This is a genomic window from Pseudomonas sp. GCM10022186, assembly GCF_042656385.1.
Lineage (GTDB): Bacteria > Pseudomonadota > Gammaproteobacteria > Pseudomonadales > Pseudomonadaceae > Metapseudomonas.
On sequence record NZ_JBHSOU010000044.1, the window covers coordinates 1 to 24,122 of the forward strand.

At 65.6% G+C, this 24,122-nt stretch carries 19 protein-coding genes; 14 read left to right on the forward strand and 5 right to left on the reverse strand.

The genetic code is table 11. The features are described 5' to 3' along the window. Together ACFPU0_RS14775 and aceE are read right to left on the reverse strand one after the other, a co-directional pair. The coding region (locus ACFPU0_RS14775; RefSeq protein WP_377693848.1) for a biotin/lipoyl-containing protein at positions 1-1,220 on the reverse strand (1,220 nt) is incomplete at its 3' end. 11 nt (positions 1,221-1,231) lie between these two features. Further along, entirely contained in the window at positions 1,232-3,877 is a 2,646-nt protein-coding gene (gene aceE / locus ACFPU0_RS14780) for a pyruvate dehydrogenase (acetyl-transferring), homodimeric type (RefSeq protein WP_377693849.1), read from the reverse strand. A gap of 280 nt (positions 3,878-4,157) precedes the next feature. Between aceE and glnE the strand changes: the two genes are divergently transcribed. The 13 genes from glnE to ACFPU0_RS14845 all read left to right on the forward strand — a co-directional run bounded on the left by glnE (position 4,158) and on the right by ACFPU0_RS14845 (position 19,704). Beyond that, the gene (gene glnE / locus ACFPU0_RS14785; protein WP_377693850.1) at positions 4,158-7,091 is read left to right on the forward strand and encodes a bifunctional [glutamate--ammonia ligase]-adenylyl-L-tyrosine phosphorylase/[glutamate--ammonia-ligase] adenylyltransferase; all 2,934 of its coding nucleotides are present in this window, start codon (positions 4,158-4,160) and stop codon (positions 7,089-7,091) included. A 42-nt stretch (positions 7,092-7,133) separates the two neighbouring features. Beyond that, positions 7,134-8,057 (forward strand): branched-chain amino acid transaminase, encoded by a 924-nt coding sequence (locus tag ACFPU0_RS14790; protein WP_377693851.1) that lies wholly within the window; start codon positions 7,134-7,136, stop codon positions 8,055-8,057. 81 nt (positions 8,058-8,138) lie between these two features. Next, positions 8,139-9,182, forward strand: coding sequence for a lipopolysaccharide heptosyltransferase II (gene waaF / locus ACFPU0_RS14795; RefSeq protein ID WP_377693852.1), 1,044 nt, complete (start codon positions 8,139-8,141; stop codon positions 9,180-9,182). Further along, entirely contained in the window at positions 9,183-10,244 is a 1,062-nt protein-coding gene (waaC, locus tag ACFPU0_RS14800) for a lipopolysaccharide heptosyltransferase I (protein ID WP_377693854.1), read from the forward strand. Further along, entirely contained in the window at positions 10,244-11,365 is a 1,122-nt protein-coding gene (locus ACFPU0_RS14805; protein ID WP_377693855.1) for a glycosyltransferase family 4 protein, read from the forward strand. Before waaC ends, ACFPU0_RS14805 begins: the two co-directional genes overlap by 1 nt. Continuing rightward, positions 11,362-12,177 (forward strand): lipopolysaccharide core heptose(I) kinase RfaP, encoded by an 816-nt coding sequence (rfaP, locus tag ACFPU0_RS14810; RefSeq protein ID WP_377693857.1) that lies wholly within the window; start codon positions 11,362-11,364, stop codon positions 12,175-12,177. The genes ACFPU0_RS14805 and rfaP overlap by 4 nt, the downstream gene beginning before the upstream one ends. Next, positions 12,174-12,911: a lipopolysaccharide kinase InaA family protein gene (locus tag ACFPU0_RS14815; protein WP_377693858.1), complete on the forward strand. Its 738-nt coding sequence runs from the start codon at positions 12,174-12,176 to the stop codon at positions 12,909-12,911. The genes rfaP and ACFPU0_RS14815 overlap by 4 nt, the downstream gene beginning before the upstream one ends. Next, positions 12,908-13,663 (forward strand): lipopolysaccharide kinase InaA family protein, encoded by a 756-nt coding sequence (locus ACFPU0_RS14820; protein ID WP_377693859.1) that lies wholly within the window; start codon positions 12,908-12,910, stop codon positions 13,661-13,663. The genes ACFPU0_RS14815 and ACFPU0_RS14820 overlap by 4 nt, the downstream gene beginning before the upstream one ends. Beyond that, the gene (locus tag ACFPU0_RS14825) at positions 13,660-15,111 is read left to right on the forward strand and encodes a lipopolysaccharide kinase InaA family protein (RefSeq protein ID WP_377693860.1); all 1,452 of its coding nucleotides are present in this window, start codon (positions 13,660-13,662) and stop codon (positions 15,109-15,111) included. Before ACFPU0_RS14820 ends, ACFPU0_RS14825 begins: the two co-directional genes overlap by 4 nt. Before the next feature lie 98 nt (positions 15,112-15,209). Beyond that, positions 15,210-16,967 carry a carbamoyltransferase gene (locus tag ACFPU0_RS14830; RefSeq protein ID WP_377693861.1) on the forward strand — a complete coding sequence of 586 codons (1,758 nt, stop codon included), beginning with the start codon at positions 15,210-15,212 and terminating at the stop codon, positions 16,965-16,967. Further along, positions 16,957-17,856 carry a glycosyltransferase family 2 protein gene (locus ACFPU0_RS14835; protein WP_377693862.1) on the forward strand — a complete coding sequence of 300 codons (900 nt, stop codon included), beginning with the start codon at positions 16,957-16,959 and terminating at the stop codon, positions 17,854-17,856. The genes ACFPU0_RS14830 and ACFPU0_RS14835 overlap by 11 nt, the downstream gene beginning before the upstream one ends. Continuing rightward, positions 17,844-18,818 (forward strand): glycosyltransferase family protein, encoded by a 975-nt coding sequence (locus tag ACFPU0_RS14840; RefSeq protein ID WP_377693863.1) that lies wholly within the window; start codon positions 17,844-17,846, stop codon positions 18,816-18,818. The genes ACFPU0_RS14835 and ACFPU0_RS14840 overlap by 13 nt, the downstream gene beginning before the upstream one ends. 10 nt (positions 18,819-18,828) lie before the next feature. After that, complete coding sequence (locus tag ACFPU0_RS14845) at positions 18,829-19,704, forward strand: glycosyltransferase family 2 protein (RefSeq protein ID WP_377693864.1); 876 nt, start codon at positions 18,829-18,831, stop codon at positions 19,702-19,704. Here ACFPU0_RS14845 and ACFPU0_RS14850 read toward each other — a convergent pair. From ACFPU0_RS14850 to ACFPU0_RS14860, 3 genes are read right to left on the reverse strand one after another with little or no spacing between them, the layout of a single operon-like run. Then, the gene (locus ACFPU0_RS14850) at positions 19,690-20,325 is read right to left on the reverse strand and encodes a CatB-related O-acetyltransferase (protein ID WP_377693865.1); all 636 of its coding nucleotides are present in this window, start codon (positions 20,323-20,325) and stop codon (positions 19,690-19,692) included. The genes ACFPU0_RS14845 and ACFPU0_RS14850 overlap by 15 nt on opposite strands. Beyond that, a complete protein-coding gene (locus ACFPU0_RS14855) occupies positions 20,303-21,538 on the reverse strand; it encodes an O-antigen ligase family protein (RefSeq protein ID WP_377693866.1) in 1,236 nt (411 codons plus the stop codon). Before ACFPU0_RS14855 ends, ACFPU0_RS14850 begins: the two co-directional genes overlap by 23 nt. After that, complete coding sequence (locus ACFPU0_RS14860; RefSeq protein WP_377693867.1) at positions 21,535-22,185, reverse strand: toluene tolerance protein; 651 nt, start codon at positions 22,183-22,185, stop codon at positions 21,535-21,537. The genes ACFPU0_RS14855 and ACFPU0_RS14860 overlap by 4 nt, the downstream gene beginning before the upstream one ends. Before the next feature lie 107 nt (positions 22,186-22,292). Between ACFPU0_RS14860 and msbA the strand changes: the two genes are divergently transcribed. Beyond that, on the forward strand, positions 22,293-24,095 hold the full coding sequence (msbA, locus tag ACFPU0_RS14865; RefSeq protein ID WP_377693868.1) for a lipid A export permease/ATP-binding protein MsbA: 1,803 nt from the start codon (positions 22,293-22,295) through the stop codon (positions 24,093-24,095). The last annotated feature ends 27 nt before the right edge of the window (positions 24,096-24,122 follow it).

Below are 24,122 nucleotides of genomic sequence, written 5' to 3' on the forward strand. Positions count from 1 at the left end.
TGCATCATGGCCTTGACGTAGGCCTGCACGTCTTCCTTGAGCACACGACCGTGCGGGCCGGTGGCCGGAACGGCGGTCAGGTCGACGCCGAACTCACGGGCCAGTTGGCGGACCGCCGGACCGGCATGGACCTTGGCGCCGCTGGAGCGCTCCGGCACGCCGGGGCTGCCGGCGGCAGCGGCGGACAGTGCGGCAATGGCCTTGACCTCGGCGGCGGCGATCGGGTGGGCGCCTTCCGGGATGCGATGCACAGGCTGCTCTGCGGCGGGGGCGGCAGCCGGGGCAGCGGCCGGAGCACCGCCCGCCACCTTGAGCTTGAGGATCAGGTCGCCGGTGCCGACTTCGGCGTCCAGCTTGACCTCGACGCTCTCCACCACGCCGGCGGCGGGGGAGGGGATCTCCATGCTGGCCTTGTCGGATTCCAGGGTGATCAGCGACTGTTCGGCTTCGACGGTGTCGCCGGCCTTGACCAGTACTTCGATGACCTTGGCCTTGCCGGCCGAGCCGATGTCCGGAACCCGGACGTCCTGCACCGAAGCGGCAGCCGCGGGGGCAGGGGCCGCAGCGGGTGCGGCGGGTGCGGCGGGTGCGGCGGCGGAGGGCGGAGCGGCAGCGGGCGCGGCGGCCTGGGCGGCCGGAGCGGCGCCCGCGACGCGCAGCTTGAGGATCAGGTCGCCGGTGCCGACATCGGCATCCAGCTTGACCTCGACGCTCTCCACCACGCCGGCGGCGGGGGAGGGGATCTCCATGCTGGCCTTGTCCGACTCCAGGGTGATCAGCGACTGCTCGGCTTCGACAGTGTCGCCGGCCTTGACCAGTACTTCGATGACCTTGGCGGTACCGTCCGAGCCGATATCAGGCACGCGGATTTCCTGCACGCTGGAGGCCGCGGCCGCCGGGGCGGCAGCGGGAGCCGGCGCAGCGGCGGGCTTTTCTTCGGCCTTCGGCGCGGGAGCGGCGGCAGCAGCAGGGGCCGCAGCAGCGGCACCCTCGACGTCCAGTTCCAGCAGCTCGTCGCCTTCCTTCAGGTGGTCGCCCAGCTTGACCTTCAGGCTCTTGATCACACCGGCCATGGGCGCGGGGATCTCCATGCTGGCCTTGTCCGATTCCAGGGTCAGCAGGCTCTGGTCGGCCTCGATACGGTCGCCAACCTTGACGAACAGCTCGATCACTTCACCTTCGCCGCTGCCGATGTCGGGTACGCGAATCAATTCACTCACAATGCGTCTCCTTAGCAGTCCAGCGGGTTGCGTTTTTCAGGGTCGATACCGAACTTGGCGATGGCTTCCGCCACGACCTTGGGTTCGATCTCGCCGCGGTCCGCCAGGGCTTCCAGGGTCGCCAGGACTACCCAGTAACGGTCCACCTCGAAGAAGTGACGCAGTTTCTTGCGGGTGTCGCTGCGGCCGAAGCCGTCGGTGCCGAGGACCTTGTACTCCTTGCTCGGCACCCACTGGCGGATCTGGTCGGCGAACAGCTTGATGTAGTCGGTGGACGCCACGACCGGGCCCTTGCGACCGGCCAGGCACTGCTCGATGTAGGTCTGCTTGGGCTTCTGCTCCGGGTGCAGGCGGTTGTGACGCTCGACCGCCAGGCCTTCGCGGCGCAGTTCGTTGAAGCTGGTGACGCTCCAGACGTCGGCGCCGACGTTGAACTCCTCGCGGAGGATCTTCGCCGCTTCGCGGACTTCGCGCAGGATGGTGCCCGAGCCCAGCAGTTGCACGTGGTGCGCGGCTTCCTTCTTGTCCTCCTCGAGGAGGTACATGCCCTTGATGATGCCTTCCTCGGCACCGATCGGCAGGGCCGGCTGCTGGTAGGCCTCGTTCATCACGGTGATGTAGTAGAAGATGTTCTGCTGTTCTTCGGCCATCTGGCGGATGCCTTCACGCACGATCACCGCCAGCTCGTAGCCGTAGGTGGGGTCGTAGGTGCGGCAGTTGGGGATGGTGGCCGCCATGATGTGGCTGTGGCCGTCCTCGTGCTGCAGGCCTTCGCCGTTCAGGGTGGTACGGCCGGAGGTGCCGCCGATCAGGAAGCCGCGGGCACGGCTGTCGCCGGCCGCCCAGGCCAGGTCGCCGATTCGCTGGAAGCCGAACATCGAATAGAAGATGTAGAACGGCAGCATCGGCTGGTTGTGGTTGCTGTAGGAGGTGCCGGCGGCGATGAAGGAGGACATGGCGCCCGCTTCGTTGATGCCTTCCTCGAGGATCTGGCCCTTCTTGTCCTCGCGGTAGAACATCACCTGGTCCTTGTCGACGGGCTCGTAGAGCTGGCCGACCGAGGAGTAGATGCCGAGCTGGCGGAACATGCCTTCCATACCGAAGGTACGGGCCTCGTCCGGGATGATCGGGACGATGCGCTGGCCCAGTTCCTTGTCCTTGACCAGCTGCGCCAGGATGCGCACGAAGGCCATGGTGGTGGAGATTTCACGGTCGCCCGAGCCGTCGAGGATGGCTTTCAGGGTGTCCAGCGGCGGGGTCGGGATGCTGAAGCTGTTGGCGCGGCGCTGCGGCACGTAACCGCCCAGGGCGGCGCGGCGCTCGTGCAGGTACTTGTGCTCGGCGCTGCCCGGCTCGGGACGGTAGAACGGTAGTTTTTCCAGGTCTTCGTCCTTGACCGGGATGTCGAAGCGGTCGCGGAACTGCTTCAGGCTTTCAACGTCGACCTTCTTGACGTTGTGGGCGATGTTCTTCGCTTCGCCGGCGCCGGTGCCATAGCCCTTGATGGTCTTGGCCAGGACGACGGTGGGCTGGCCCTTGTGGTTGACCGCCTGGTGGTAGGCCGCATAGACCTTGTAGGGGTCGTGGCCGCCACGGTTGAGCTTCCAGATCTCGTCGTCGGAAAGGTCCTTGACCATTTCCTTGAGCTCCGGGCTGTTGAAGAAGTTCTCGCGGACGTACGCGCCGTCCTTGGCCTTGTAGTTCTGGTACTCGCCGTCGACTGCCTCGTCCATGCGGCGTTGCAGGGCGCCGTTGTTGTCCTTGGCGAACAGCGGATCCCAGAAACGGCCCCAGACCACCTTGTTGACGTTCCACTGGGCGCCGCGGAACACGCCTTCCAGTTCCTGGATGATCTTGCCGTTGCCGCGCACCGGGCCGTCGAGGCGCTGCAGGTTGCAGTTGATGACGAAGATCAGGTTGTCCAGCTTCTCGCGGCCGGCCAGGGAGATGGCGCCGAGGGATTCCGGCTCGTCGCACTCGCCGTCGCCCATGAAGCACCAGACCTTCTGCTTGCCGGCGGGGATGAAGCCGCGGCTTTCCAGGTACTTCATGAAGCGTGCCTGGTAGATGGCCTGGATCGGGCCGAGGCCCATGGACACGGTGGGGAACTGCCAGAAGTCCGGCATCAGCCAGGGGTGCGGATAGGAGGACAGGCCCTTGCCGTCCACTTCCTGGCGGAAGTTGGTCATCTGCTCTTCGCTGATGCGGCCTTCGAGGTAGGCGCGGGCGTAGATGCCGGGGGAAGCGTGGCCCTGGTAGAAGATCAGGTCGCCGCCGTGCTCCTCGGTGGGAGCCTGGAAGAAGTAGTTGAAGCCGATGTCGTAGAGGGTGGCCGAGGACGCGAAGCTGGAGATGTGGCCGCCCAGGTCCGGGTCGTGCAGGTTGGTGCGCATCACCATGGCCAGGGCGTTCCAGCGCACCATGGAGCGAATGCGGCGTTCCATGAACAGGTCGCCGGGCATGCGTGCTTCGTGGGTCACCGGGATGCTGTTGCGATACGGCGTGGTGATGGCGTAGGGCAGTTGGGTGCCGCTGCGGGTGGCCAGTTCACCCATGCGGGTCAGCAGGTAGTGCGCGCGGTCTTCGCCTTCTTTGTCGAGTACGGACTCCAGGGCGTCCAGCCATTCCTGGGTTTCGACGGTATCGAGGTCTTGCATGGCTTGCTCCAGGGCGGAAAGGCTTCCAGAATCGGATGCCAGTGGTCACGGCCGGCCTTATGGGGCGGCCGCGGCGAAATTCTTGTTACCGGGGGTAGAGCCGGGCTCGTGTAGTTTTACTACAAATCGACGAAGGTTTCAGCACTCTGGATACAATCTTTCGTAGTAAAACTACATACTGCGCGGCACAGTCGGCTGAAAGCCCCGTGTTAGAGCTGTTCCGCCACCGCTGTGCCAGCTGCGGACCCAGCCTTGGCCCGCAGCCCAGAAAGGATAGACCATGAGCCTGCCGCCGCTGGCCGCCCTGCCGGCCAACCTTCAGCCCAGCGCCGATAAGGCGCTGTCCGTCTTCCGCACCATCCTTGCCGAACGGATCCAGGACTTCGCCGCCTGGCCCGACGAACGGCAACGGGCCTTCGCCTGCGTCGCCGCCGCCAGCGATTTCGTCGCCGAACAGTCCCGGCGCGACCCGGCCATGCTGCTGGCGCTGGCCGCCACCGGTGAGCTGGAGCGCAGCCTGGCACCCGGCGAGCTGCGGGCGCAGGTCGCGGAGTTGCTCGAGGACTGTACCGAAGAAGACGATCTCGGCCGACGCCTGCGCCGTTACCGCAACCGCCAGCAGCTGCGCATCATCTGGCGCGACCTGACCCGGCAGGCCGATCTGGCGGAAACCTGCCGCGACCTCTCGGACCTGGCCGACGCCTGCATCGACCTGGCCTATCACTGGCTCTACAGCCGTCATTGCGCCCAGTTCGGCACGCCCATCGGCCGGCGTTCCGGCCAGCCGCAGCACCTGGTGGTGCTGGGCATGGGCAAGCTGGGCGCCTTCGAGCTGAACCTGTCCTCGGACATCGACCTGATCTTCGGTTACCCCGAAGGCGGCGAAACCGAAGGCGCCAAGCGTGCCCTGGACAACCAGGAATTCTTCACCCGCCTCGGCCAGCGGCTGATCAAGGCGCTGGACGCCATCACCGTGGACGGCTTCGTCTTCCGCGTGGACATGCGCCTGCGCCCTTATGGTTCCTCCGGCCCGCTGGTGTTCAGCTTCAACGCCCTGGAGCAGTACTACCAGGACCAGGGACGCGACTGGGAACGCTACGCCATGATCAAGGCGCGAGTGGTGGGCGGCGACCAGGCCGCCGGCGCCCAGTTGTTGCAGATGCTGCGTCCCTTCGTCTACCGCCGTTACCTGGACTTCTCCGCCATCGAGGCGTTGCGTTCGATGAAGCAACTGATCCAGCAGGAGGTGCGGCGCAAGGGCATGACCGAGAACGTCAAGCTCGGCTCCGGCGGCATTCGCGAAGTGGAGTTCATCGCCCAGGCCTTCCAGCTGATCCATGGCGGCCGCGACCTCAGCCTGCAGCAGCGGCCGCTGCTGACCGTCCTGGACACCCTCGAAGGCCAGGGCTACCTGCCGTCGCCGGTGGTGGCGGAACTGAAGGAGGGCTATGAGTTCCTTCGTTACACCGAGCACGCCCTGCAGGCCATCGCCGACCGCCAGACCCAGATGCTGCCGGACGGCGACCAGGACCGCGCCCGCGTGGCCTTCATCATGGGCTTCGCTGATTGGTCCTCCTTCCATGAGCGGCTGATGTACTGGCGCGGACGCGTCGAGTGGCACTTCCGGCAAGTGATCGCCGATCCGGACGAAGAGGAGGGCGGCGATGGCGAACGCTGCATCGGTGCCGAATGGCTGCCGCTCTGGGAAGAGGCCCTGGACGAGGAGAGCGCCTGCCGCCAGTTGGGCGAGGCCGGCTTTGTCGAGCCCGCCACCGCCTGGCGCCGGATCACCGACCTGCGCAACGGCCCCCAGGTGCGGGCCATGCAGCGCCTCGGGCGCGAGCGCCTGGATACTTTCATTCCGCGCCTCTTGAACATGACCGTGGAGCACGGCAACCCCGACCTGGTGCTGGAGCGGGTGCTGCCCATGGTGGAGAAGGTGGCGCGTCGTTCCGCCTACCTGGTGCTGCTGACCGAGAACCCCGGCGCCCTGCAGCGGCTGGTCGAGCTCTGTGCGGCCAGCCCCTGGATCGCCGAACAGATCACCCGCTTCCCGCTGCTGCTGGACGAGCTGCTCAACGAGGGGCGCCTCTACCGGCCGCCGCTGGCCCCCGAGCTGGCCGCCGAGCTGCGCGAGCGCCTCACCCGCATTCCCGAGGACGACCTGGAACAGCAGATGGAGGCCCTGCGCCACTTCAAGCTGGCCCACAGCCTGCGGGTGGCGGCTTCGGAGATCGCCGGTACCCTGCCGCTGATGAAGGTCAGCGACTACCTGACCTGGCTGGCCGAAGCCATCCTGGAGCAGGTGCTGGCGTTGTCCTGGCGCTACAACGTGGCCAAGTTCGGCACGCCGAAGCGCGCCGACGGTAGTCTCTGCGACCCGGATTTCATCATCGTCGGCTATGGCAAGGTGGGTGGCCTGGAGTTCGGCCATGGTTCGGACCTGGACCTGGTGTTCATCCATGACGGCGACCCCCAGGCCGAGACCGACGGCGCCAAGCCCATCGACGGCGCGCAGTTCTTCACCCGCCTGGGCCAGCGCATCATCCACTTGCTGACCACCCAGACCACTTCCGGTGCCCTCTACGAGGTGGACATGCGCCTGCGACCCTCGGGCGCCGCCGGCCTGCTGGTCAGCTCCCTGGGCGCCTTCCAGCGCTACCAGGAAAACGAAGCCTGGACCTGGGAGCACCAGGCGCTGGTGCGCGCACGGGTGCTGGTGGGCTCGCCGCGGGTCGCCAGCGCCTTCGAGCAGGTGCGCCTGGCGGTGCTGGGGCGCGAGCGCGACCTGCCCAAGCTGCGCGCCGAAGTGAGCGAGATGCGCGCCAAGATGCGCGACAACCTCGGCACCCGCGAAACCGCCGCCGGCACCGCGGCGAATGCCTTCGAGGCCGCGGCCTCCTTCGATCTGAAGCAGGATGCCGGCGGTATCGTCGATATCGAATTTATGGTGCAATATGCGGCCCTGGCCTGGTCGCGACAGCACCCCGAACTGGTGCGTTACACCGATAACATCCGCATTCTGGATGGCCTGGAGCAGGCGGGCCTGCTGTCCGGCGACGAGGTTCGCCTGCTGCAGGAAGCCTACAAAGCCTATCGTTCAGCGGCTCACCGCCAGGCCCTGCAGAAGCAGCCCGGGGTAGTGGGCGGGGACCAGTTCCACGCGGAGCGCCACGGCGTGCTGCGAATCTGGCGCGAGTTGGGCCTGAACTGACTCGACTGACTGAACCAATCGAATTCTTGAGGAGCTGGCAATATGTCGATGGCCGATCGTGATGGCGTGATCTGGTATGACGGCGAACTGGTGCCGTGGCGCGAGGCGAACACCCACGTCCTGACCCACACCCTGCATTACGGCATGGGCGTGTTCGAAGGCGTGCGCGCCTACAACACCCCGGACGGCACCGCCATCTTCCGCCTGCAGGCCCACACCGACCGCCTGTTCGACTCCGCCCACATCTTCAACATGGAGATCCCCTTCACCAAGGAGGAGATCAACGAGGCCCAGCGCGCCGCAGTGCGCGAGAACGGCCTGGAAAGCGCCTACCTGCGCCCGATGGTGTTCTTCGGCAGCGAGGGCATGGGCCTGCGTGCCTCCGGCCTGAAGGTCCACGTGATTGTCGCTGCCTGGCACTGGGGCGCCTACATGGGCGACGAAGCGCTGGAAGCCGGCATCAAGGTGCGCACCAGTTCCTTCACCCGGCACCACGTCAACATCTCCATGACCCGCGCCAAGGCCAACGGCAACTACATCAACTCGATGCTGGCCCTGCAGGAAGCCATTTCCGGCGGCGCCGACGAGGCCATGCTGCTGGATCCGGAAGGCTACGTGGCCGAGGGTTCGGGCGAAAACATCTTCCTGGTCAAGGACGGCGTGGTGTACACCCCGGAAGTGACGTCCTGCCTCAATGGCATCACCCGTAGCACCATCCTGACCCTGGCCGGCGAGCTGGGCATCAAGGTGGTGGAAAAGCGCATCACCCGTGACGAGGTGTACATCGCCGACGAGGCCTTCTTCACCGGCACCGCCGCCGAAGTCACCCCGATCCGCGAAGTGGACGGCCGCAAGATCGGCCTGGGCCGTCGCGGCCCGGTGACCGAGAAGCTGCAGCAAGCCTACTTCGACCTGGTGACCGGCAAGACCTCGGCCCACGCCGAGTGGCGCACCCTGGTCAAATAACCGCAGCCCGAAGCTGGAAGCTTGAGGCTGGAAGTGATGTCCGTCTTTGCTTCCAGCTTCCCGCTTCGAGCCTCCAGCTAAATGAAGATTCTGATCGTAGGACCCTCCTGGGTCGGCGACATGGTGATGGCGCAGACACTCTTCCAGTGCCTGAAAGCCCGCCATCCCGACTGCGAGATCGACGTGCTGGCGCCCGAGTGGAGCCGGCCGATCCTCGAACGCATGCCGGAAGTCCGCCAGGCGTTGAGTTTCCCCATCGGCCACGGCGTGCTGGATATCGCCACCCGGCGCAAGATCGGCAAGTCCCTGCTGGGGCGCTACGACCAGGCCATTCTCCTGCCCAACTCGCTGAAGTCGGCACTGGTGCCCTGGTTCGCGGATATCCCCAGGCGCACCGGCTGGAAAGGCGAGATGCGCTATGGCCTGCTGAACGACATCCGCATCCTCGACAAGCAGCGCTACCCGCTGATGATCGAGCGCTTCATGGCCCTGGCCTTCGAGCCCGGCGCCGAGTTGCCCGAGCCCTATCCGCGCCCCGCGCTGCGGATCGACCCGGCCAGCCGCGACGCCGCCCTGGCCAAGTTCGGTCTCGACCTGGACCGCCCGGTGCTGGCGCTGTGCCCCGGCGCCGAGTTCGGCGAGGCCAAGCGCTGGCCGGCCGAACACTACGCCAAGGTGGCGGAGATCAAGATCCGCGCGGGCTGGCAGGTCTGGCTGTTCGGCTCGAAGAACGACCATCCCGGTGGCGAAGACATCCGCTCGCGGCTGATTCCCGGCCTGCGCGAGGAGGTGACCAACCTCGCCGGCGAAACCAGCCTGGCCGAGGCCATCGACCTGCTGTCCTGCGCCAGCGCGGTGGTGTCCAACGACTCCGGCCTGATGCACGTGGCGGCCGCCCTGGCTCGCCCCCTGGTGGCGGTCTACGGCTCCACCTCGCCGCAGTTCACCCCGCCGCTGGCCGAACAGGTGGAGATCGTCCGCCTGGGCCTGGAGTGCAGCCCCTGCTTCGAGCGCACCTGCCGCTTCGGTCATTACAACTGCCTGCGCGAGCTCGAGCCGCGCCCGGTGATCGACGCCCTGGACCGCCTGGTGCCGGACCCGCTCGAACTGGTGGAGACTGATTGAGTGCGGGTACTGCTGATCAAGACTTCCTCCCTGGGCGATGTCATCCATACTCTGCCGGCGCTGACCGATGCCGCGCGGGCGATTCCCGGCATCCAGTTCGACTGGGTGGTGGAAGAGGGTTTCGCCGAGATCCCTGCCTGGCATCCGGCGGTGGCCCGGGTCATCCCGGTGGCCATCCGCCGCTGGCGCAAGAACCTCTGGCAGACCCTCAGGAACGGTGAGTGGCGCCGTTTCAAGCGGCGCTTGCGGGAAACCCGCTACGACCTGGTGATAGACGCCCAGGGCCTGTTGAAGAGTGCCCTGCTGACCCGTTACGCCAGGGCGCCGGTCGCTGGCCTGGATCGGGATTCGGCCCGCGAACCGCTGGCCAGCCGCTTCTACGACCGCCGCTACAAGGTGGCCTGGGGGCAGCACGCCGTCGAGCGGGTGCGCCAGTTGTTCGCCCAGGCCCTGGACTACCGCGTGCCCGAGGGCGTGGGGAATTACGGCCTGAACCGCGCCCAGTTGGCCGACAGCCAGGGTGGGGCGCCCTACCTGCTGTTCCTCCATGGCACCACCTGGGATACCAAGCACTGGCCGGAGAAGTACTGGCGCGAACTCACCGAGCGCGCCTGCGAGCACGGCTGGCACGTGCGCCTGCCTTGGGGCAACCCGGCGGAAAAGGCGCGGGCCGAACGCATCGCCGAGGGCTTGGAAAACGCCGCGGTGCTCCCCAGGTTATCCCTGGCAGGGATGGCCAAGGTGGTAGCCGGCGCCCGCGCCTGCGTGGCCGTGGATACCGGCCTCGGCCACCTGGCCGCCGCCCTGGATGTGCCCACCCTGTCGCTCTACGGGCCGACCAATCCGGGTTTCACCGGCGCCTATGGGCGGTCGCAGATCCACCTGGGCAGCGACTTCCCCTGCGCGCCCTGCCTGAAGAAGACCTGCGCCTACAAGCCGACGGCGGAGGATCGCCGCCTGTTCGACCTGGAACGCGAACAGCCGCTCTGTTTCACCCGGCTGAATCCGCAGCGTGTGGCGACCCAGTTGGAAGCCCTGCTGCTGACCGAGGATATCCACTGATGCAACTGGCATTCGTGCTCTACAAGTACTTCCCCTTCGGCGGCCTGCAGCGTGATTTCATGCGCATCGCCCTGGAGTGCCAGCGCCGTGGGCATGCCATTCGCGTCTACACCATGATCTGGGAAGGCGACATCCCGGAGGGGTTCGAAGTGCTGATCGCGCCGGTCAAGGCGCTGTTCAATCACAAGCGCAACGAGAAGTTCACCGCCTGGGTCGAGGCGGACCTGGCGCGTCGCCCGGTTGAGCGGGTGATCGGTTTCAACAAGATGCCCGGCCTGGACGTCTACTACGCCGCCGACCCGTGCTTCGAGGACAAGGCGCAAACCTTGCGCAACGGCCTGTACCGGCGCTGGGGCCGCTACAAGCATTTCTCCGACTACGAGCGCGCCGTGTTCGCCCCGGAATCTGCAACCTCGGTGCTGATGATTTCCGAGGTGCAGCAGCCCCTGTTCGTCAAGCACTACGCGACGCCAGAGCGGCGCTTCCACCTGCTGCCGCCGGGCATCGCCGCCGACCGCCGCGCCCCGGCCAATGCCGCGGAGATCCGCGCCGAGTTCCGCCGCGAATTCAAGCTGGGCGAGAACGAGCTGCTGCTGGTGCAGATCGGCTCCGGCTTCAAGACCAAGGGCCTGGATCGCAGCCTCAAGGCGGTGGCCGCGCTGCCCCGCGAGCTGAAGAAACGCACCCGGCTGATCGTCATCGGCCAGGACGACCCCAAGCCCTTCCTGCTGCAGATGAAGGCATTGGGCATTTCCGACCAGGTGGACATCCTCAAGGGCCGCAGCGATATCCCGCGGTTCCTGCTGGGCGCCGACCTGCTGATCCATCCTGCCTACAACGAGAACACCGGCACCGTACTGCTGGAAGCCCTGGTGGCGGGCCTGCCGGTGCTGGTCACCGATGTCTGCGGCTACGCCCACTACATCGCCGAAGCCGACAGCGGCCGCGTGGTGCCGAGCCCGTTCGACCAGGATGGGCTCAACCGCATGCTCGCGGAGATGCTCGCCGATCCGGCCAGCCGCTCCCGCTGGAGCGCCAACGGCCTGGCCTTCGCCGACAGCGCCGACCTTTACAGCATGCCGCAGCGCGCGGCCGACGTGATTCTCGCGGAGCGCCCATGAAACTCGTGCTGAAGGAACCCTTCGAGCGCCTCTGGGCCGGGCGTGATGCCTTCGCCGAGGTGGAGGCGCTGCAGGGCCAGGTGTATCGAGAGCTGGAGGGTCGCCGCACCTTGCGCACCGAAGTGGCGGGCCGGGGCTTTTTCGTCAAGATCCACCGTGGCATCGGCTGGGGCGAGATCGTCAAGAACCTGGTCACCGCCAAGGCGCCGGTGCTGGGAGCCGGCCAGGAATGGGCGGCCATCCAGCGCCTGCATCAGGCCGGCGTGCCGACCATGACGGCGGTGGCCTTCGGCGAGCGGGGCAGCAATCCCGCGCGCCAGCATTCCTTTATCGTCACCGAAGAACTGGCACCGACCATCAGCCTCGAGGACTTCTGCCTCGACTGGCCGCGCAACCCGCCGCCGGTACGCCTGAAGTGGGCGCTGATCGACGAGGTGGCGCGGATGACCGGGACCATGCACCGGGCCGGGGTCAACCATCGCGACTGCTACATCTGCCATTTCCTGCTGCACACCGCGCGACCGGTGAGCGCCGATGACTTCAAGCTGTCGCTGATCGACCTGCATCGCGCGCAGACCCGCGCGCACACGCCGAAGCGCTGGCGCGACAAGGACCTGGCCGGCCTCTACTTCTCGGCCCTGAACATAGGTCTGACCCGGCGCGACAAGCTGCGCTTCCTCAAGGCCTATTTCCGCCAGCCGCTGCGCCAGGTGCTGCACGAGGAAATCGGCCTGCTGGCCTGGCTGGAGCAGAAGGCCGCGCGGCTGATGTCGCGCTACGAGCGCAAGTACGCCGGGGGAGGGGAGGCGTGAGCCACTGGAAGCTGGCCGAAGGGCTGGATGCTGAAATCGCCGAGCTGTTCGGCGACCTCGACAAGGTGTTCGCGCTGCAGGGCGACTGGATCACCAGCGATCCGCTCTCCGAAGTGCTGCGGGTCGAGCACCGTGGCGTGCGCTACTACGTCAAGCGCTACTGGGCCGCGGGCAAGGGCTTGCGCCGCTGGCTCGGCCGGCCGCGGGTCAAGGCCGAGTGGCAGAACCTCAAGCATTTCGCCAAGTGGGGCATTCCCACCGCCCCCCTGGTGGGCTGGGGCCAGGAGCGCCGCGCCGGCGCCTTCCATCGCGGCGCACTGATCACCCGGGAACTCGAGGGCACGGTCGACCTGGCGGAAATGGCCAGGCAGGGCGATCCGCGCCTGGCCGACCCGCGTTGGGTCGACCGCGTCAGCCGGCAACTGGCGAAGGCCACCCGGCAGCTGCACCAGCACCACTTCGCCCATAACGACCTGAAGTGGCGCAACCTCCTGGTGGACGAAGCGGGTGCCCTGTTCCTGATCGACTGCCCGACCGGCACCTTCTGGTGGGGGCCTTTCCTGCACTACCGGGTGATCAAGGACCTGGCCTGCCTGGACAAGGTGGCCAAGTACCACCTCAGCCGCAGCCAGCGCCTGCGCTTCTACCTGCAATACCGGGATCGATCGCGCCTGCACGCCGGCGACAAGCGCCAGCTGCGGCAGATCCTGAAGTTCTTCGAGGGACGCGAATGAGCGACTTCATTGCCGAGGCGGATCGCGACATCCTCGCCCGCCACGGCCTGGACAGCTTCGACGCGCTCTGGGCCTTGCGCCTGGAAGCGGTGGATGAGCCCAATACCGGGCGTGGCGGCTGGAGCAGCGTGTTCCGCCTGGAGCTGGGCGAGGCCGCCTACTATCTCAAGCGGCAGAGCAACTTCCTCAGCCGCAGTCCGCTGCGGCCATTGGGCGAGCCCACCTTCGCCCGCGAGTTCCGCAATATCCGCCGCTATCAGGCGCTCGGGGTTCCCGCCCTGGAAGCGGCGTTCTTCGGGACTCGCCAGGTCGACGGCGAGCGCCGTGCCATCCTGGTGTCGCGGGCGCTGGACGGCTGGCGCGAGCTGGCTGGCTGGCTGGAAGGCTGGGCCGATCTGTCCGCCCGCTCGTGCTCGGCCATCATAGTCGCAGTCGCCGGCCTTGCCCGGCGCCTCCACGAAGCGGGCCAGGTGCATGGCTGCTTCTATCCCAAGCACGTTTTCCTGCGGGAAGGCGGCGTCGGCTTCGAGGCCTGCCTGATCGACCTGGAGAAGACCCGGCCCCTGCTGCTGGGGCGGCGCGACCGGGTCAAGGACCTGGAGGCCCTGGTGCGTCGCGCCGACGCCTGGGGCGAGGCCGAGGTGCGTGAACTGCTGGCCGCCTACCTGGAGCGCTCGCGCGATTCGGCCGAGGTGAACGACTGGCTGGCGCACCTGGTGCGTCGCCGTCGCAACAAGGAACGCAATCAATGACCCTGGCGGAACTGGCCCGGGCGGGCCGCAGCCCGCAACTGCCCATTCGACTGGATATCGCCGGCGGCCTCGAACTGCACAGCCTGCTGCGGGTGCTGCCCGGCCAGCGCTATGTGGGCGTAGCCCTTTGGCAGGGTCGCAAGGTCCTGGCCAAGCTGCTGGTGGGCGGCAAGGCCGAGCGGCATTTCCAGCGCGAACTGTCCGGCACCCGTGCCTTGCACGAGCAGGGCATCGCTTCCCCGGCGCTTCTGGCCGAGGGCAAGCTGGACGGGCAGGGTGGCTGGTTGCTGTTCGATTTCCTCGAAGGCGCCGAGAGCCTGTGGGACGCCTGGCGTCAGGTGGAGCGCGAGGCACCGCTGTCCGACGGGCAGCAGAGCGTGCTGGGCGAGGCCCTGGGGGCGATCGCCCGCCTGCACCTGGCGGGTCTGGCGCAGGAGGATCTGCATCTGGACAACCTGCTGCGCCACGGCGGCAGTCTGCAAGTGATCGACGGCGGTGGCATCCGCGCCGAAAGCCCGGGCAGGCCACTGTCGCGGGACAAGGTCATGGCCAATCTCGGCGTGTTCTTCGCCCAGCTGCCGGCGGAGTTGGACCCTTTCCTGGAAGAGCTGCTGGTGCATTACCTGCTGGTCAATGGCGAGCATGCCCTGCCGCTGGAGGCCCTGGAGAAGGAAATCGCCCGGGTGCGGCGCTGGCGCCTGGGCGATTACATGAAGAAGATCGCCCGCGACTGCAGCCTGTTCAGTGTCGTTCATGGGGCATTCGGCCTGCGTGCCGTGCGCCGGGATGCCGAAGCCGGGTTGGAAACTCTGCTGCAGGCGCCGGATACCGCCCTGGAAGGGGGGCGCTATCTGAAGCAGGGTGCTACCGCCACTGTGGCCGAAGTCACGGTCGCCGGCCGCCAGCTGCTGCTCAAACGCTACAACATCAAGGGCCTGCGCCACTGGCTGACGCGCTTCTGGCGCCCCAGCCGCGCCTGGCACAGCTGGTGCGAGGGCAATCGCCTGGAGTTCCTCGGCATCGCCACGCCGCGGCCGCTGGCCGTGCTGGAGCGGCGCTTCCTCTGGCTGCGCGGCCATGCCTACCTGATTACCGAATATCTCTCCGGGCAAGATATAATCGCGCGTTTTAAACCCTATCTGGACGACCCGGACGGGGCTGGAGCTCCACCGGAAGCCGAACTGCAGGCCCTCGACCGGCTGTTCGCCGCGCTGATCCGCGAGCGCATCAGCCATGGCGATCTCAAGGGCTTCAACCTGTTCTGGCAGGACGGCCGCTGGACCCTGATCGACCTCGATGCCGTGTGCCAGCATCGCAGCCGGCGCAGCTTCGCCCGGGCCTACGCCCGCGACCGCGCGCGCTTCCTGCGGAACTGGCCGGCCGAGTCGGCGCTGCACCAGCTACTGGATAAACGTTTACCGAAAGACAGCTTGAAGCCGGAAGCTTGAAGCTGGAAAAGAAAGCCCGCCGGGCTATGAACTGGACCACTGCTGTGGCTTAAAGCTTCGAGCTTCAAGCCTTCAGCTGCTTTTAAGAGGCTATATCTGTGGCATTGACGATTCTCGGCCTTTCCGGCGCCCTCAGCCATGATCCCTCCGCCGCGCTCTATATCGACGGCAAGCTGATCGCGGCCGCCGAAGAAGAGCGCTTCGTGCGCGACAAGCACGCGAAGAATCGCATGCCGTACGAGGCGGCCAAGTTCTGTCTGGAACAGGCCGGCATCAAGCCGTCCGACGTCGACGTGGTGGCCATTCCCTTCGCCCCCATCAGCCTGTTCGGCAAGGCCCGCTGGCAATACGCCAAGCGCTACTGGTACGCCCCGGACCGCGCCCTCGATGCCATCCTCATGGGCAACCGCCGCTACAAGCGCTACCGCAAGAAGATCGTCTGGTGCCTGGAGCAACTGGGCTTCGACGCCAAGAAGGTGAAGATCGAGCCGGTGGAACACCACCTGGCCCACGCCTCCAGCGCCTACCATTGCTCGGGCTTCAAGGAAAAGACCGCGATCCTCGGCATCGACGGCAAGGGCGAATACGCCACCACCTTCTTCGGCTGGGGCGAGAACGGCAAGATCCACAAGATCAAGGAATTCTACGATCCGGACTCCCTGGGCGGCCTCTACGGCGCCATCACCGAGTACCTCGGCTTCGAGATGCTCGACGGCGAGTTCAAGGTCATGGGCATGGCGCCCTACGGCGATGCCGCCAAGTACGATTTCTCGCGCCTGGCCAGGTTCGAGAACGGCGAGCTGATCATCAATACCGACTATGCCAACGTCATCGGCTTCCGCCGCTACAAGGAAAACGGCAAGGGCTACTACTTCTCGCCCAAGCTGATCGAGTGGCTGGGCCCGAAGCGCCAGGGCGATATCGCCGACGATCCGTACATCCACTATGCCGCCAGCATGCAGGCGCTGTTCGAGAAGTTGGCGCTGGAGATGATGGACTACTACCTCGGCGACATCATCCGCGAGACCGGCAAGATCGCCTTCGCCGGCGGCTGCGCGCTGAACGTCAAGCTGAACCAGAAGATCATCGCCCGCCCGGAAGTGAAGGAACTGTTCGTCCAGCCCGCCTCCGGCGACGCCGGTACCTCGGTGGGCGCCGCCGCTTACGTCTCGCACAAGCGCGGCGTGCCGGTGGAGAAGATGGAGCACGTCTACCTCGGCCCGTCCTTCAGCAACGAGGATGTGGTCGCCGCCTGCGCCAGGCACCCGAAGAAGCCGGTGTTCAAGCGCATCGACAATACCCCGCAGCGCATCGCCAGGATCATGGTCGACGGCAACCCGGTGGCCTGGTTCCAGGGCCGCATGGAGTTCGGTCCGCGCGCCCTCGGCGGCCGTTCCATCATCGGCTGCCCGAGCGTGGCCGGCGTGGCCGACCGCATCAACGAGCAGATCAAGTTCCGCGAGCGCTGGCGCCCCTTCTGCCCGTCGATGCTCGACACCGTGGCGCCGCAGATGCTCAAGGTCGATCACCCGTCGCCCTTCATGACCTTCACCTTCGAGGTCAACGAAGAGTGGAAGAACCGTGTGGGAGAAGTGGTGCACGAGGACGGTACCTCCCGCGCCCAGGTGCTGGAGCGCCGGCACAATCCACGCTGGTACGACCTGATGAAGGAGCTGGAGAACCTCACCGGCAACGGCGTATCGCTGAACACCTCGCTGAACCGCCGCGGCGAGCCGATGATCTGCTCGCCCACCGATGCCCTGAACATGTTCTACGGCTCGGACCTGCAGTACCTGATCATGGAAGACATCCTCGTCGTCAAGGAAGGCAAGGACTGGTATGACAATGTCGGCTAAGCCGCTGCTTAGCGTCGTCATCCCCACCTACAACTACGCGGGCGTGCTCCCGCGTGCCGTGGAGTCGGTGCTGGCCCAGGCCACCCCGGAGGTCGAACTCTGGGTGGTGGACGACGGTTCCACCGACGATACCCCGGCGGTCTTCGTTGCCCTGAGCCAGCGTTACGGCGATGCCTTCCAGGGCGTGCGCCAGGCCAACGCCGGCCCCTCGGCCGCGCGCAACAACGGCGTGCAGCTGGCCCAGGGGCGCTACGTGCTGCTGCTGGACGCCGACGACGAACTGGCCCCCGGCGTGCTGCCCGAGCTCTGCCAGCGCCTGCGCCAGCAACCGGATGTCGGCCTCTGGCTGGCCGGCCATGTGGCGGTCCAGCCCGACGGCCGCGAGCGCGGGCATCCCGCCAGCGCCGTGCCTGGCGAGCCCCTCCGGCGCCTGAAGGATTACCTGCTGGACAAGAAGATCGCCTTGAGCCACGGCGCCTGCGTCTTCCTGCGCGAGCTGCTGCTGGAGCGGCCCTATCCCGAACACCTGCGCCACAGCGAGGACATCCCGGTCTTCGCCTATTGCCTGACCCAGGGCGAGGTGGAAGTCCTCGACCTGATGCTGGCGCGCATCCACAAGCATCCCGGCAGCCTGCGGCATAACGCCGAAGCCGCCCGCAAGGTAGGCCTTGCCCTGGTGGATGAGGTCTTCCGCAAGCTGCCGGCCGGCCTGCAATCGCTCAAGTCCGCCTATCGTGCCCAGCGCTGCCTGTCGCTGTTCCGCACTTGCCTGCTGGCCGGCGAGCAGGACAGTGCCCGCGGTTACTACCGCGAGGCGCTGCGCACGGATTGGAAGGTGCTGTTCAAACTGTCCTACAGCCGCAAGGCCCTCAGGCTGTGGCTGAGCTGAAGCCGATGAAGGTACTGGCGCTCAGCTCCGCTGGGCGGGAACCCGACCTGTCCTGCGTCTACGAGCAGCTCGGCCAGGTCGTCGAGCTCGAGCTGCGGATCCTCGACAAGGAGCAGCAGCGCAACCTGCGCCGCTATCTGGCCGGGGTGGACCTGAGGCGCTACGACCGCCTGCTGCTCGACCTGCACTTCAAGAACATCCACCGCCAGGCCGCCTTCCTGCGCGGGGTCCCGGGGCTGCTGATCTACGAAGAGGATGCCTGCCAGAACTACCTGGACAACTCCCGCTGGCGCGGAAGATTCAGCCGCTTCTACCGGGCCCTGCCCAATGCCCGGGTGGTGGTGACCGGTGCCAGTGTCGCCGAGCGTCTGCGCCAGGAGGGCTTCAACGTCCACTTCGTGCCCAAGGGCTACGATCCGCGGACGATCTACTTCGAGGCCGCCGAGCGCGACATCGAGCTGGGATTCATCGGCCGGACCGCCAGTGCCGCCTACGCGGGACGGAAACAGCTGCTGGACCGGCTGGCAGCAGAGGAGCCCTTGCAGGTGCTGCGTACGGCACCTGGCGATCCCTACCGCGAAATGCTCAACCGCATCCGCTATTTCGTCAGTGCCGACGTGGGCCTCGGGGAATACATGGCCAAGAATTTCGAGGCCATGGCCTGTGGTTGTGTCCTGCTGGCCTGGCGTCAGGGCAGCGAGGAGCCGGCCATTGGCCTGGAGGACGGCACCCACCTCCTGCTGTATTCCAGCATCGACGAGTTGCGCGCGCACCTGGCCCGTCTTCGGGACGAGCCCGCACAGGCCAGTGCGATCGCCGAACGGGGCCGACGCTTCGTCGAAGAGCGCCTGGCCCATACGCGCCTCGCGGAGCGGTTGGTGGAGGTGCTGGAACAACCCTGGCCATCGGCGCCGGCGCCTTCCGCCTGGCGGGCGCTCTGGTCGCGGTTCTACCCATTCTGAGTAAAGGTCCATGACGTCGACGAGCAATCCCCAGCAGCCGCTGGTCAGCGTGATCATCGCTTCCTACAACCACGCCCCCTATATCGAGGCGAGCATCCTCAGCGTCCTGCAGCAGAGTTACCCCAACATCGAACTGCTGGTGGTGGATGACGGCTCCCGCGATGACAGCGTCGCCCGCATCGAGGCGCTGCAGAAGGTCCATGGCTTCGACTTCCGCGCGCAGGCCAACAAGGGGCTGTCGCGGACCCTGAACGAGACCATCGAGCGGGCCAGGGGCAGCCTGATCGCCCCCTTCGGCTCGGACGACATCATGCTGCCGGAGCGTATCGCCAGGCAGGTCGCCTACATGGAGGGCAAGCCCGAGGTGGGCATCTGCGCGGGGGATATCCAGACCATCGATGGGGATGGCAAACCCAGCGGCGACCCCCGTGGCCTTCCCTTGCGGCGCCTGGACTTCGAGGACGTGTTCCTCGATCGCAAGCCCGGCGCGCCGGCGCCCACGCTGCTGTTCCGCCGGGAGGCGCTGGAACGTGTCGGCGGGTTCGAGCCCGATGTCCGTCTGGAAGACCTGATGATCGAGCTGAAGATCACTCGCGCGGGCTACTTCATCGATATCCTGGGGGAGCCCCTGGCGCTCTACAGGGTGCATGAGAGCAACACCTACAAGAACTACCGTTTCATGGTGGACAACGTGCTGAAGACCTATGCGCGCTTCAGCGACCACCCCGCCTACCCCGAGGTCTGCGCGCGTTTCCGCAATTCGATGTTGCTCAAGTGTGCCCGCAAGGACAAGGAACTCGCCCGCGAGCTACTCGCTGGCCTGCCCATGAGCGCCTGGAACCGCAAGACCTTGCGGGCACTCTGGCGTCTGCTACTGCCCGCGTGAGCGGGCATAGTTCAGGAAGGACTGAAGGTCGTCGCTGCAGAGCTTACCGACAATCTGCCTGATTTCCGCTTCTGGCCATTCCCACCACTCTGTTTCCAGGAGTGCGCTTCTCGTATCCTCATCGAAGCGCCAACGGATATGCCGGGCCGGGTTGCCTGCCACCACAGAATAGGGAGGTACGTCGCGGCTGACCACGGCGCCGGCGGCAATTACCGCGCCATGCCCCACAGTCACGCCGGAGAGGATTGTACAGTTGGAGCAGAGCCAGACGTCGCTGCCGATCTCCACGTCTCCACGGGTCCCGCCAAAGTCACTGATATGGGACGCTTCCGGCAAGTAGGCAGGGAAGGGATAGCTGCTCACCCAGTCGACCCGGTGGCCGCCTCCGAGGAAGATCTGCACGTTGTCGGCAATGGAGCAGTAGCTGCCTATGCGCAGGGTGCTGCCTTCGTTCCAGTCATGCACCATGGGCATGCCGTAGGTTCCCAGCCCGATCTGGTAGCCAGGGTAGCGTTCCCGGAAGCGCATCTGGGGTCGATAGAAACGCGGTAGCTCAGGCTTGCCGCGCCAGTTCTTCCAGGCCTTGCGCAGCTTCTTCTCAAACCTTTTCAACCAGCTCATGGGGCTGCTTCTCGGTCTTTTTCTTGATTTCGGCCGCGAACATGAGGGCCATGGGAATCCAGATCAGGAACCAGTGCTCCTTCGGACGCGAAATGAAGGAGCCGCCTTCGGTCATGCTTGCCGCCAGACCGAATACCAGCAGACTAGAGATGATAGCGACCAGGGGATCCTTGCGGTTGCGCCAGGCGAAGCCGAACGCGAGACCGTAGAGTAGCAGCCAGAGGACCAGACCGATGGCTCCGCAGTAATAGAGCACCGCCAGCAGCATGTTGTGTGGATCAGCCATGGTGTAGTTGAGCGTGGCAATCCATATTTTCAATGGTGCGTCATAGCCGTGTCCCAACCAGGGCGCGTCGAGGATCAGTTGCCAGCTCTTCTCCCAGATTTCCGGTCGTGCAGACATCCCTCGAGAGGTGATCGCTTCGGGGTACAAGGCTAGCAGCAGGCCACCGGCCAGGATTCCAGTCACCAGTAGGGCCAGGCTGCGCTTGTTCCAGGTGACAATCATCAGCCACGCGCTGCACGCTACCAGCGCCATAAGGGGTGTTCGTGAGCCGGTCGCAATTGTCAGGGCACCGAGAACAGCCAGGGACAACAGGGCAGGCGGATCGAAGGGATTCCTGTTCACTATCCAACTCGCCACCCAGAATGCCATGAATACGCCGTACACGTGGGCGGTGAGCAGTGGATTGTACAAGGCGCCGTAGCCTGAGAACCGTAGGTAGGCGTATTCGCCTCTATGCAGGTAGAGCCCTAGAGATATCAGCGCAGCAAGCGCGGCAATGTATGCGCTGACTCGTAGGCTGATCATCAGCCGTTCAGGAGCCCGCAGTGCCAGCAGGCCGGCGGAGACGAAAAGGAGCAGCACGTAGAGTGGGCGTTTGACCAGGGAACCGAAGGGATCATCGGTGCTGGACCAGGCCAGTGTGGTGAGGGTGTAGACGCTGAACAGTGCAAAGACGACGAGCAGTGGCGAGCTGAACATCGTTCTCAAGTACCGGGGATGCAGCACCACCGCCAGGAGGGCCGGAGCGGCCAGCAGCGTGTAGTACAGCTTATGATAGTGCGGTCGTTCGCCAACCCAGAACATGCCGGTGAGCAGGACGAGCCAGCCCAGTGGCAGAACGTTCCTGATCAGCCAGTCCGAGGTGCGCTGCAGGCGGCCCGGTAGGTTGCTGATGGGAGCAGGGCGATTGCCGGGCAAGGCGGTCATAGAGCCTTCAGTCGCAGGGAAAAAGAGTTGCTTGCGCGCAGTTGCGAGGTGGCCAGATAAGCGTCGAAGAAATCCTGGCATTGGTCGGCGAGGAGCCAGTCTCGATCCTCGGCATAGCGGAGCAGGTGCTTGAAATTGCGCAGACGCTTGTTCTTGCCCAGGGCTGTTCCTTGGCCTTTCAGGTCAGCGATATCGATCAGGCCCAATTGGTCATCGGGAGTCAGCACGATGTTTCCCAGATGGAGGGAACGAAAGTAGATGCCCTGATCGTGAAGTCCTGCGACGAATGCCCCCAGGCGTTTGCGCAGCCCCTGCAGTTCGGGGTTGTCACTATTGCGGTAGAGGTGGCGCAGGGTTTCTCCAGGCAGGGGGGCATAGTGCACCAGGTCCCTGGACAAGCTGCTGACGCGGTAGACCCCGAGTACGCTTGGGCAGGGAACTTTGCGTGATTTGAGCAGATGGGCGTTGTCTGCGAAGCGCTGGGCATACGGGTAAAGCATGGCCGAGGAGAGGACACGTTTACGTCGGAAAAGCTTGAAGAAGCTGCCGTCTTTCAGTCGGAGCACCTTGTCTCCGTACTTGTCACGTTCCAGTACGGCGGCACTCGCGCTCAGCTTCAGATACATCTCGTGATCGAGTTCTTGCATCAATGGGCCTCGTGAATAGGCCGCGTATAGTACCCCACCTTGCCCGCCTGAATGGGGCAATTGGACGTTGTGTTACACTTCGCGCTCATTTTTGAGCACTGACCTCCATGAGTCCCAACGACCAGTCCCGGCCCTCCAGCCTCAAGATCTACTTCCGCCTGTTGGGCTACGTCAGACCCTATGTCGGCCTGTTCCTGATCAGCATCAGCGGCTACATCATCTTCGCCTCCACCCAGCCGATGCTGGCCGGCATCCTCAAGTATTTCGTCGACGGCCTGAGCAATCCGGATGCTGTCCTCTTCCCTGACGTTCCCTACCTGCGCGACCTGAAGCTGCTTCAGGCGGTACCGCTGCTGATCATCCTGATCGCCGCCTGGCAGGGACTGGGGTCCTACCTCGGCAACTACTTCCTGGCCAAGGTATCGCTGGGGTTGGTGCACGACCTGCGGCTCGCCCTCTTCGACAGCTTGCTGAGACTGCCCAACCGCTATTTCGACAGCCACAACTCGGGCCACCTGATCTCGCGCATCACCTTCAACGTGACCATGGTCACCGGCGCCGCGACCGACGCCATCAAGGTGGTGATACGCGAAGGCCTGACCGTGATCTTCCTGTTTGGCTACCTGTTGTGGATGAACTGGAAACTGACCCTGGTGATGGTGGCCATTCTGCCGCTGATCGCGCTGATGGTGAGCAGCGCCAGCAGGAAGTTCCGCAAACAGAGCAAGAAGATCCAGGTGGCCATGGGTGACGTGACCCACGTGGCTTCCGAAACCATCCAGGGCTATCGCGTGGTACGCAGCTTCGGCGGTGAGCCCTACGAGTCCGGTCGGTTCCAGACCGCCAGCCAGGACAACACCCGCAAGCAGCTGCGCATGACCAAGACCTCGGCCGTCTATACCCCGATGCTGCAGCTGGTGATCTACACCGCCATGGCCGCGCTGATGTTCCTGGTGCTGTTCCTGCGGGGCGACGCCAGTGCCGGCGACCTGGTGGCCTACATCACCGCCGCGGGTCTGTTGCCCAAGCCGATCCGCCAGTTGTCCGAGGTCAGCTCCACGGTGCAGCGCGGTGTGGCGGGTGCGGAAAGCATCTTCGAGCAGCTCGATGAAGCGCCTGAGGTGGATCATGGCACCCTCGAACGGGAGCGAGTGAGCGGGCGCCTGCAGGTGCGCAACCTGAGCTTCCAGTATCCCGGCACCGACAAGCCCGTTCTGCAGGACATCAGTTTCGAGGCCGAGCCGGGCCAGATGGTCGCCCTGGTGGGACGTTCCGGTAGCGGCAAGTCCACGCTGGCCAACCTGATTCCGCGCTTCTACCACCACGATCAGGGGCAGATCCTGCTGGATGGCGTGGATGTCGAGCAATATCGCCTGCGTAACCTGCGCCGCCATATCGCCCTGGTGACCCAGCAGGTGACCCTGTTCAACGATTCGGTGGCCAACAACATCGCCTATGGCGACCTCGCCGGCGCGCCGCGGGAAGACATCGAGAAGGCTGCCGAGGCCGCCTACGCCAAGGAGTTCGTCGACCGTCTGCCGCAAGGTTTCGACACCGAGGTGGGCGAGAACGGTGTGCTGCTGTCCGGTGGCCAGCGTCAGCGCCTCGCCATTGCCCGCGCGCTGTTGAAGAACGCCCCGGTACTGGTGCTGGACGAGGCCACCTCGGCACTCGATACCGAGTCCGAGCGGCACATCCAGGCGGCGCTGGATCGTGTGATGGATGGACGCACCACCCTGGTCATCGCCCACCGCCTCTCCACCATCGAGAAGGCGGACCTGATCCTGGTGATGGATCAGGGGCGGATCGTCGAGCGCGGCAGCCATGTCGAACTGCTGGCCATGAACGGCTACTACGCCCGACTCCACGCCAGCCAGTTCGAGGAGGAGGCCCAGCCGCAAGAGCTCTGAGCAGGGCTGGGCGCAGAGGGCCAACAA

Excerpts from the sequence above, each read along its gene's own strand:
- aceE (WP_377693849.1), bottom strand. The coding sequence starts at position 3,877 with ATGCAAGACCTCGATACCGTCGAAACCCAGGAATGGCTGGACGCCCTG.
- glnE (WP_377693850.1), top strand. The coding sequence starts at position 4,158 with ATGAGCCTGCCGCCGCTGGCCGCCCTGCCGGCCAACCTTCAGCCCAGC.
- ACFPU0_RS14790 (WP_377693851.1), top strand. The coding sequence starts at position 7,134 with ATGTCGATGGCCGATCGTGATGGCGTGATCTGGTATGACGGCGAACTG.
- waaF (WP_377693852.1), top strand. The coding sequence starts at position 8,139 with ATGAAGATTCTGATCGTAGGACCCTCCTGGGTCGGCGACATGGTGATG.
- ACFPU0_RS14805 (WP_377693855.1), top strand. The coding sequence starts at position 10,244 with ATGCAACTGGCATTCGTGCTCTACAAGTACTTCCCCTTCGGCGGCCTG.
- rfaP (WP_377693857.1), top strand. The coding sequence starts at position 11,362 with ATGAAACTCGTGCTGAAGGAACCCTTCGAGCGCCTCTGGGCCGGGCGT.
- ACFPU0_RS14820 (WP_377693859.1), top strand. The coding sequence starts at position 12,908 with ATGAGCGACTTCATTGCCGAGGCGGATCGCGACATCCTCGCCCGCCAC.
- ACFPU0_RS14825 (WP_377693860.1), top strand. The coding sequence starts at position 13,660 with ATGACCCTGGCGGAACTGGCCCGGGCGGGCCGCAGCCCGCAACTGCCC.
- ACFPU0_RS14835 (WP_377693862.1), top strand. The coding sequence starts at position 16,957 with ATGTCGGCTAAGCCGCTGCTTAGCGTCGTCATCCCCACCTACAACTAC.
- ACFPU0_RS14845 (WP_377693864.1), top strand. The coding sequence starts at position 18,829 with ATGACGTCGACGAGCAATCCCCAGCAGCCGCTGGTCAGCGTGATCATC.
- ACFPU0_RS14850 (WP_377693865.1), bottom strand. The coding sequence starts at position 20,325 with ATGAGCTGGTTGAAAAGGTTTGAGAAGAAGCTGCGCAAGGCCTGGAAG.
- ACFPU0_RS14855 (WP_377693866.1), bottom strand. The coding sequence starts at position 21,538 with ATGACCGCCTTGCCCGGCAATCGCCCTGCTCCCATCAGCAACCTACCG.
- ACFPU0_RS14860 (WP_377693867.1), bottom strand. The coding sequence starts at position 22,185 with ATGCAAGAACTCGATCACGAGATGTATCTGAAGCTGAGCGCGAGTGCC.
- msbA (WP_377693868.1), top strand. The coding sequence starts at position 22,293 with ATGAGTCCCAACGACCAGTCCCGGCCCTCCAGCCTCAAGATCTACTTC.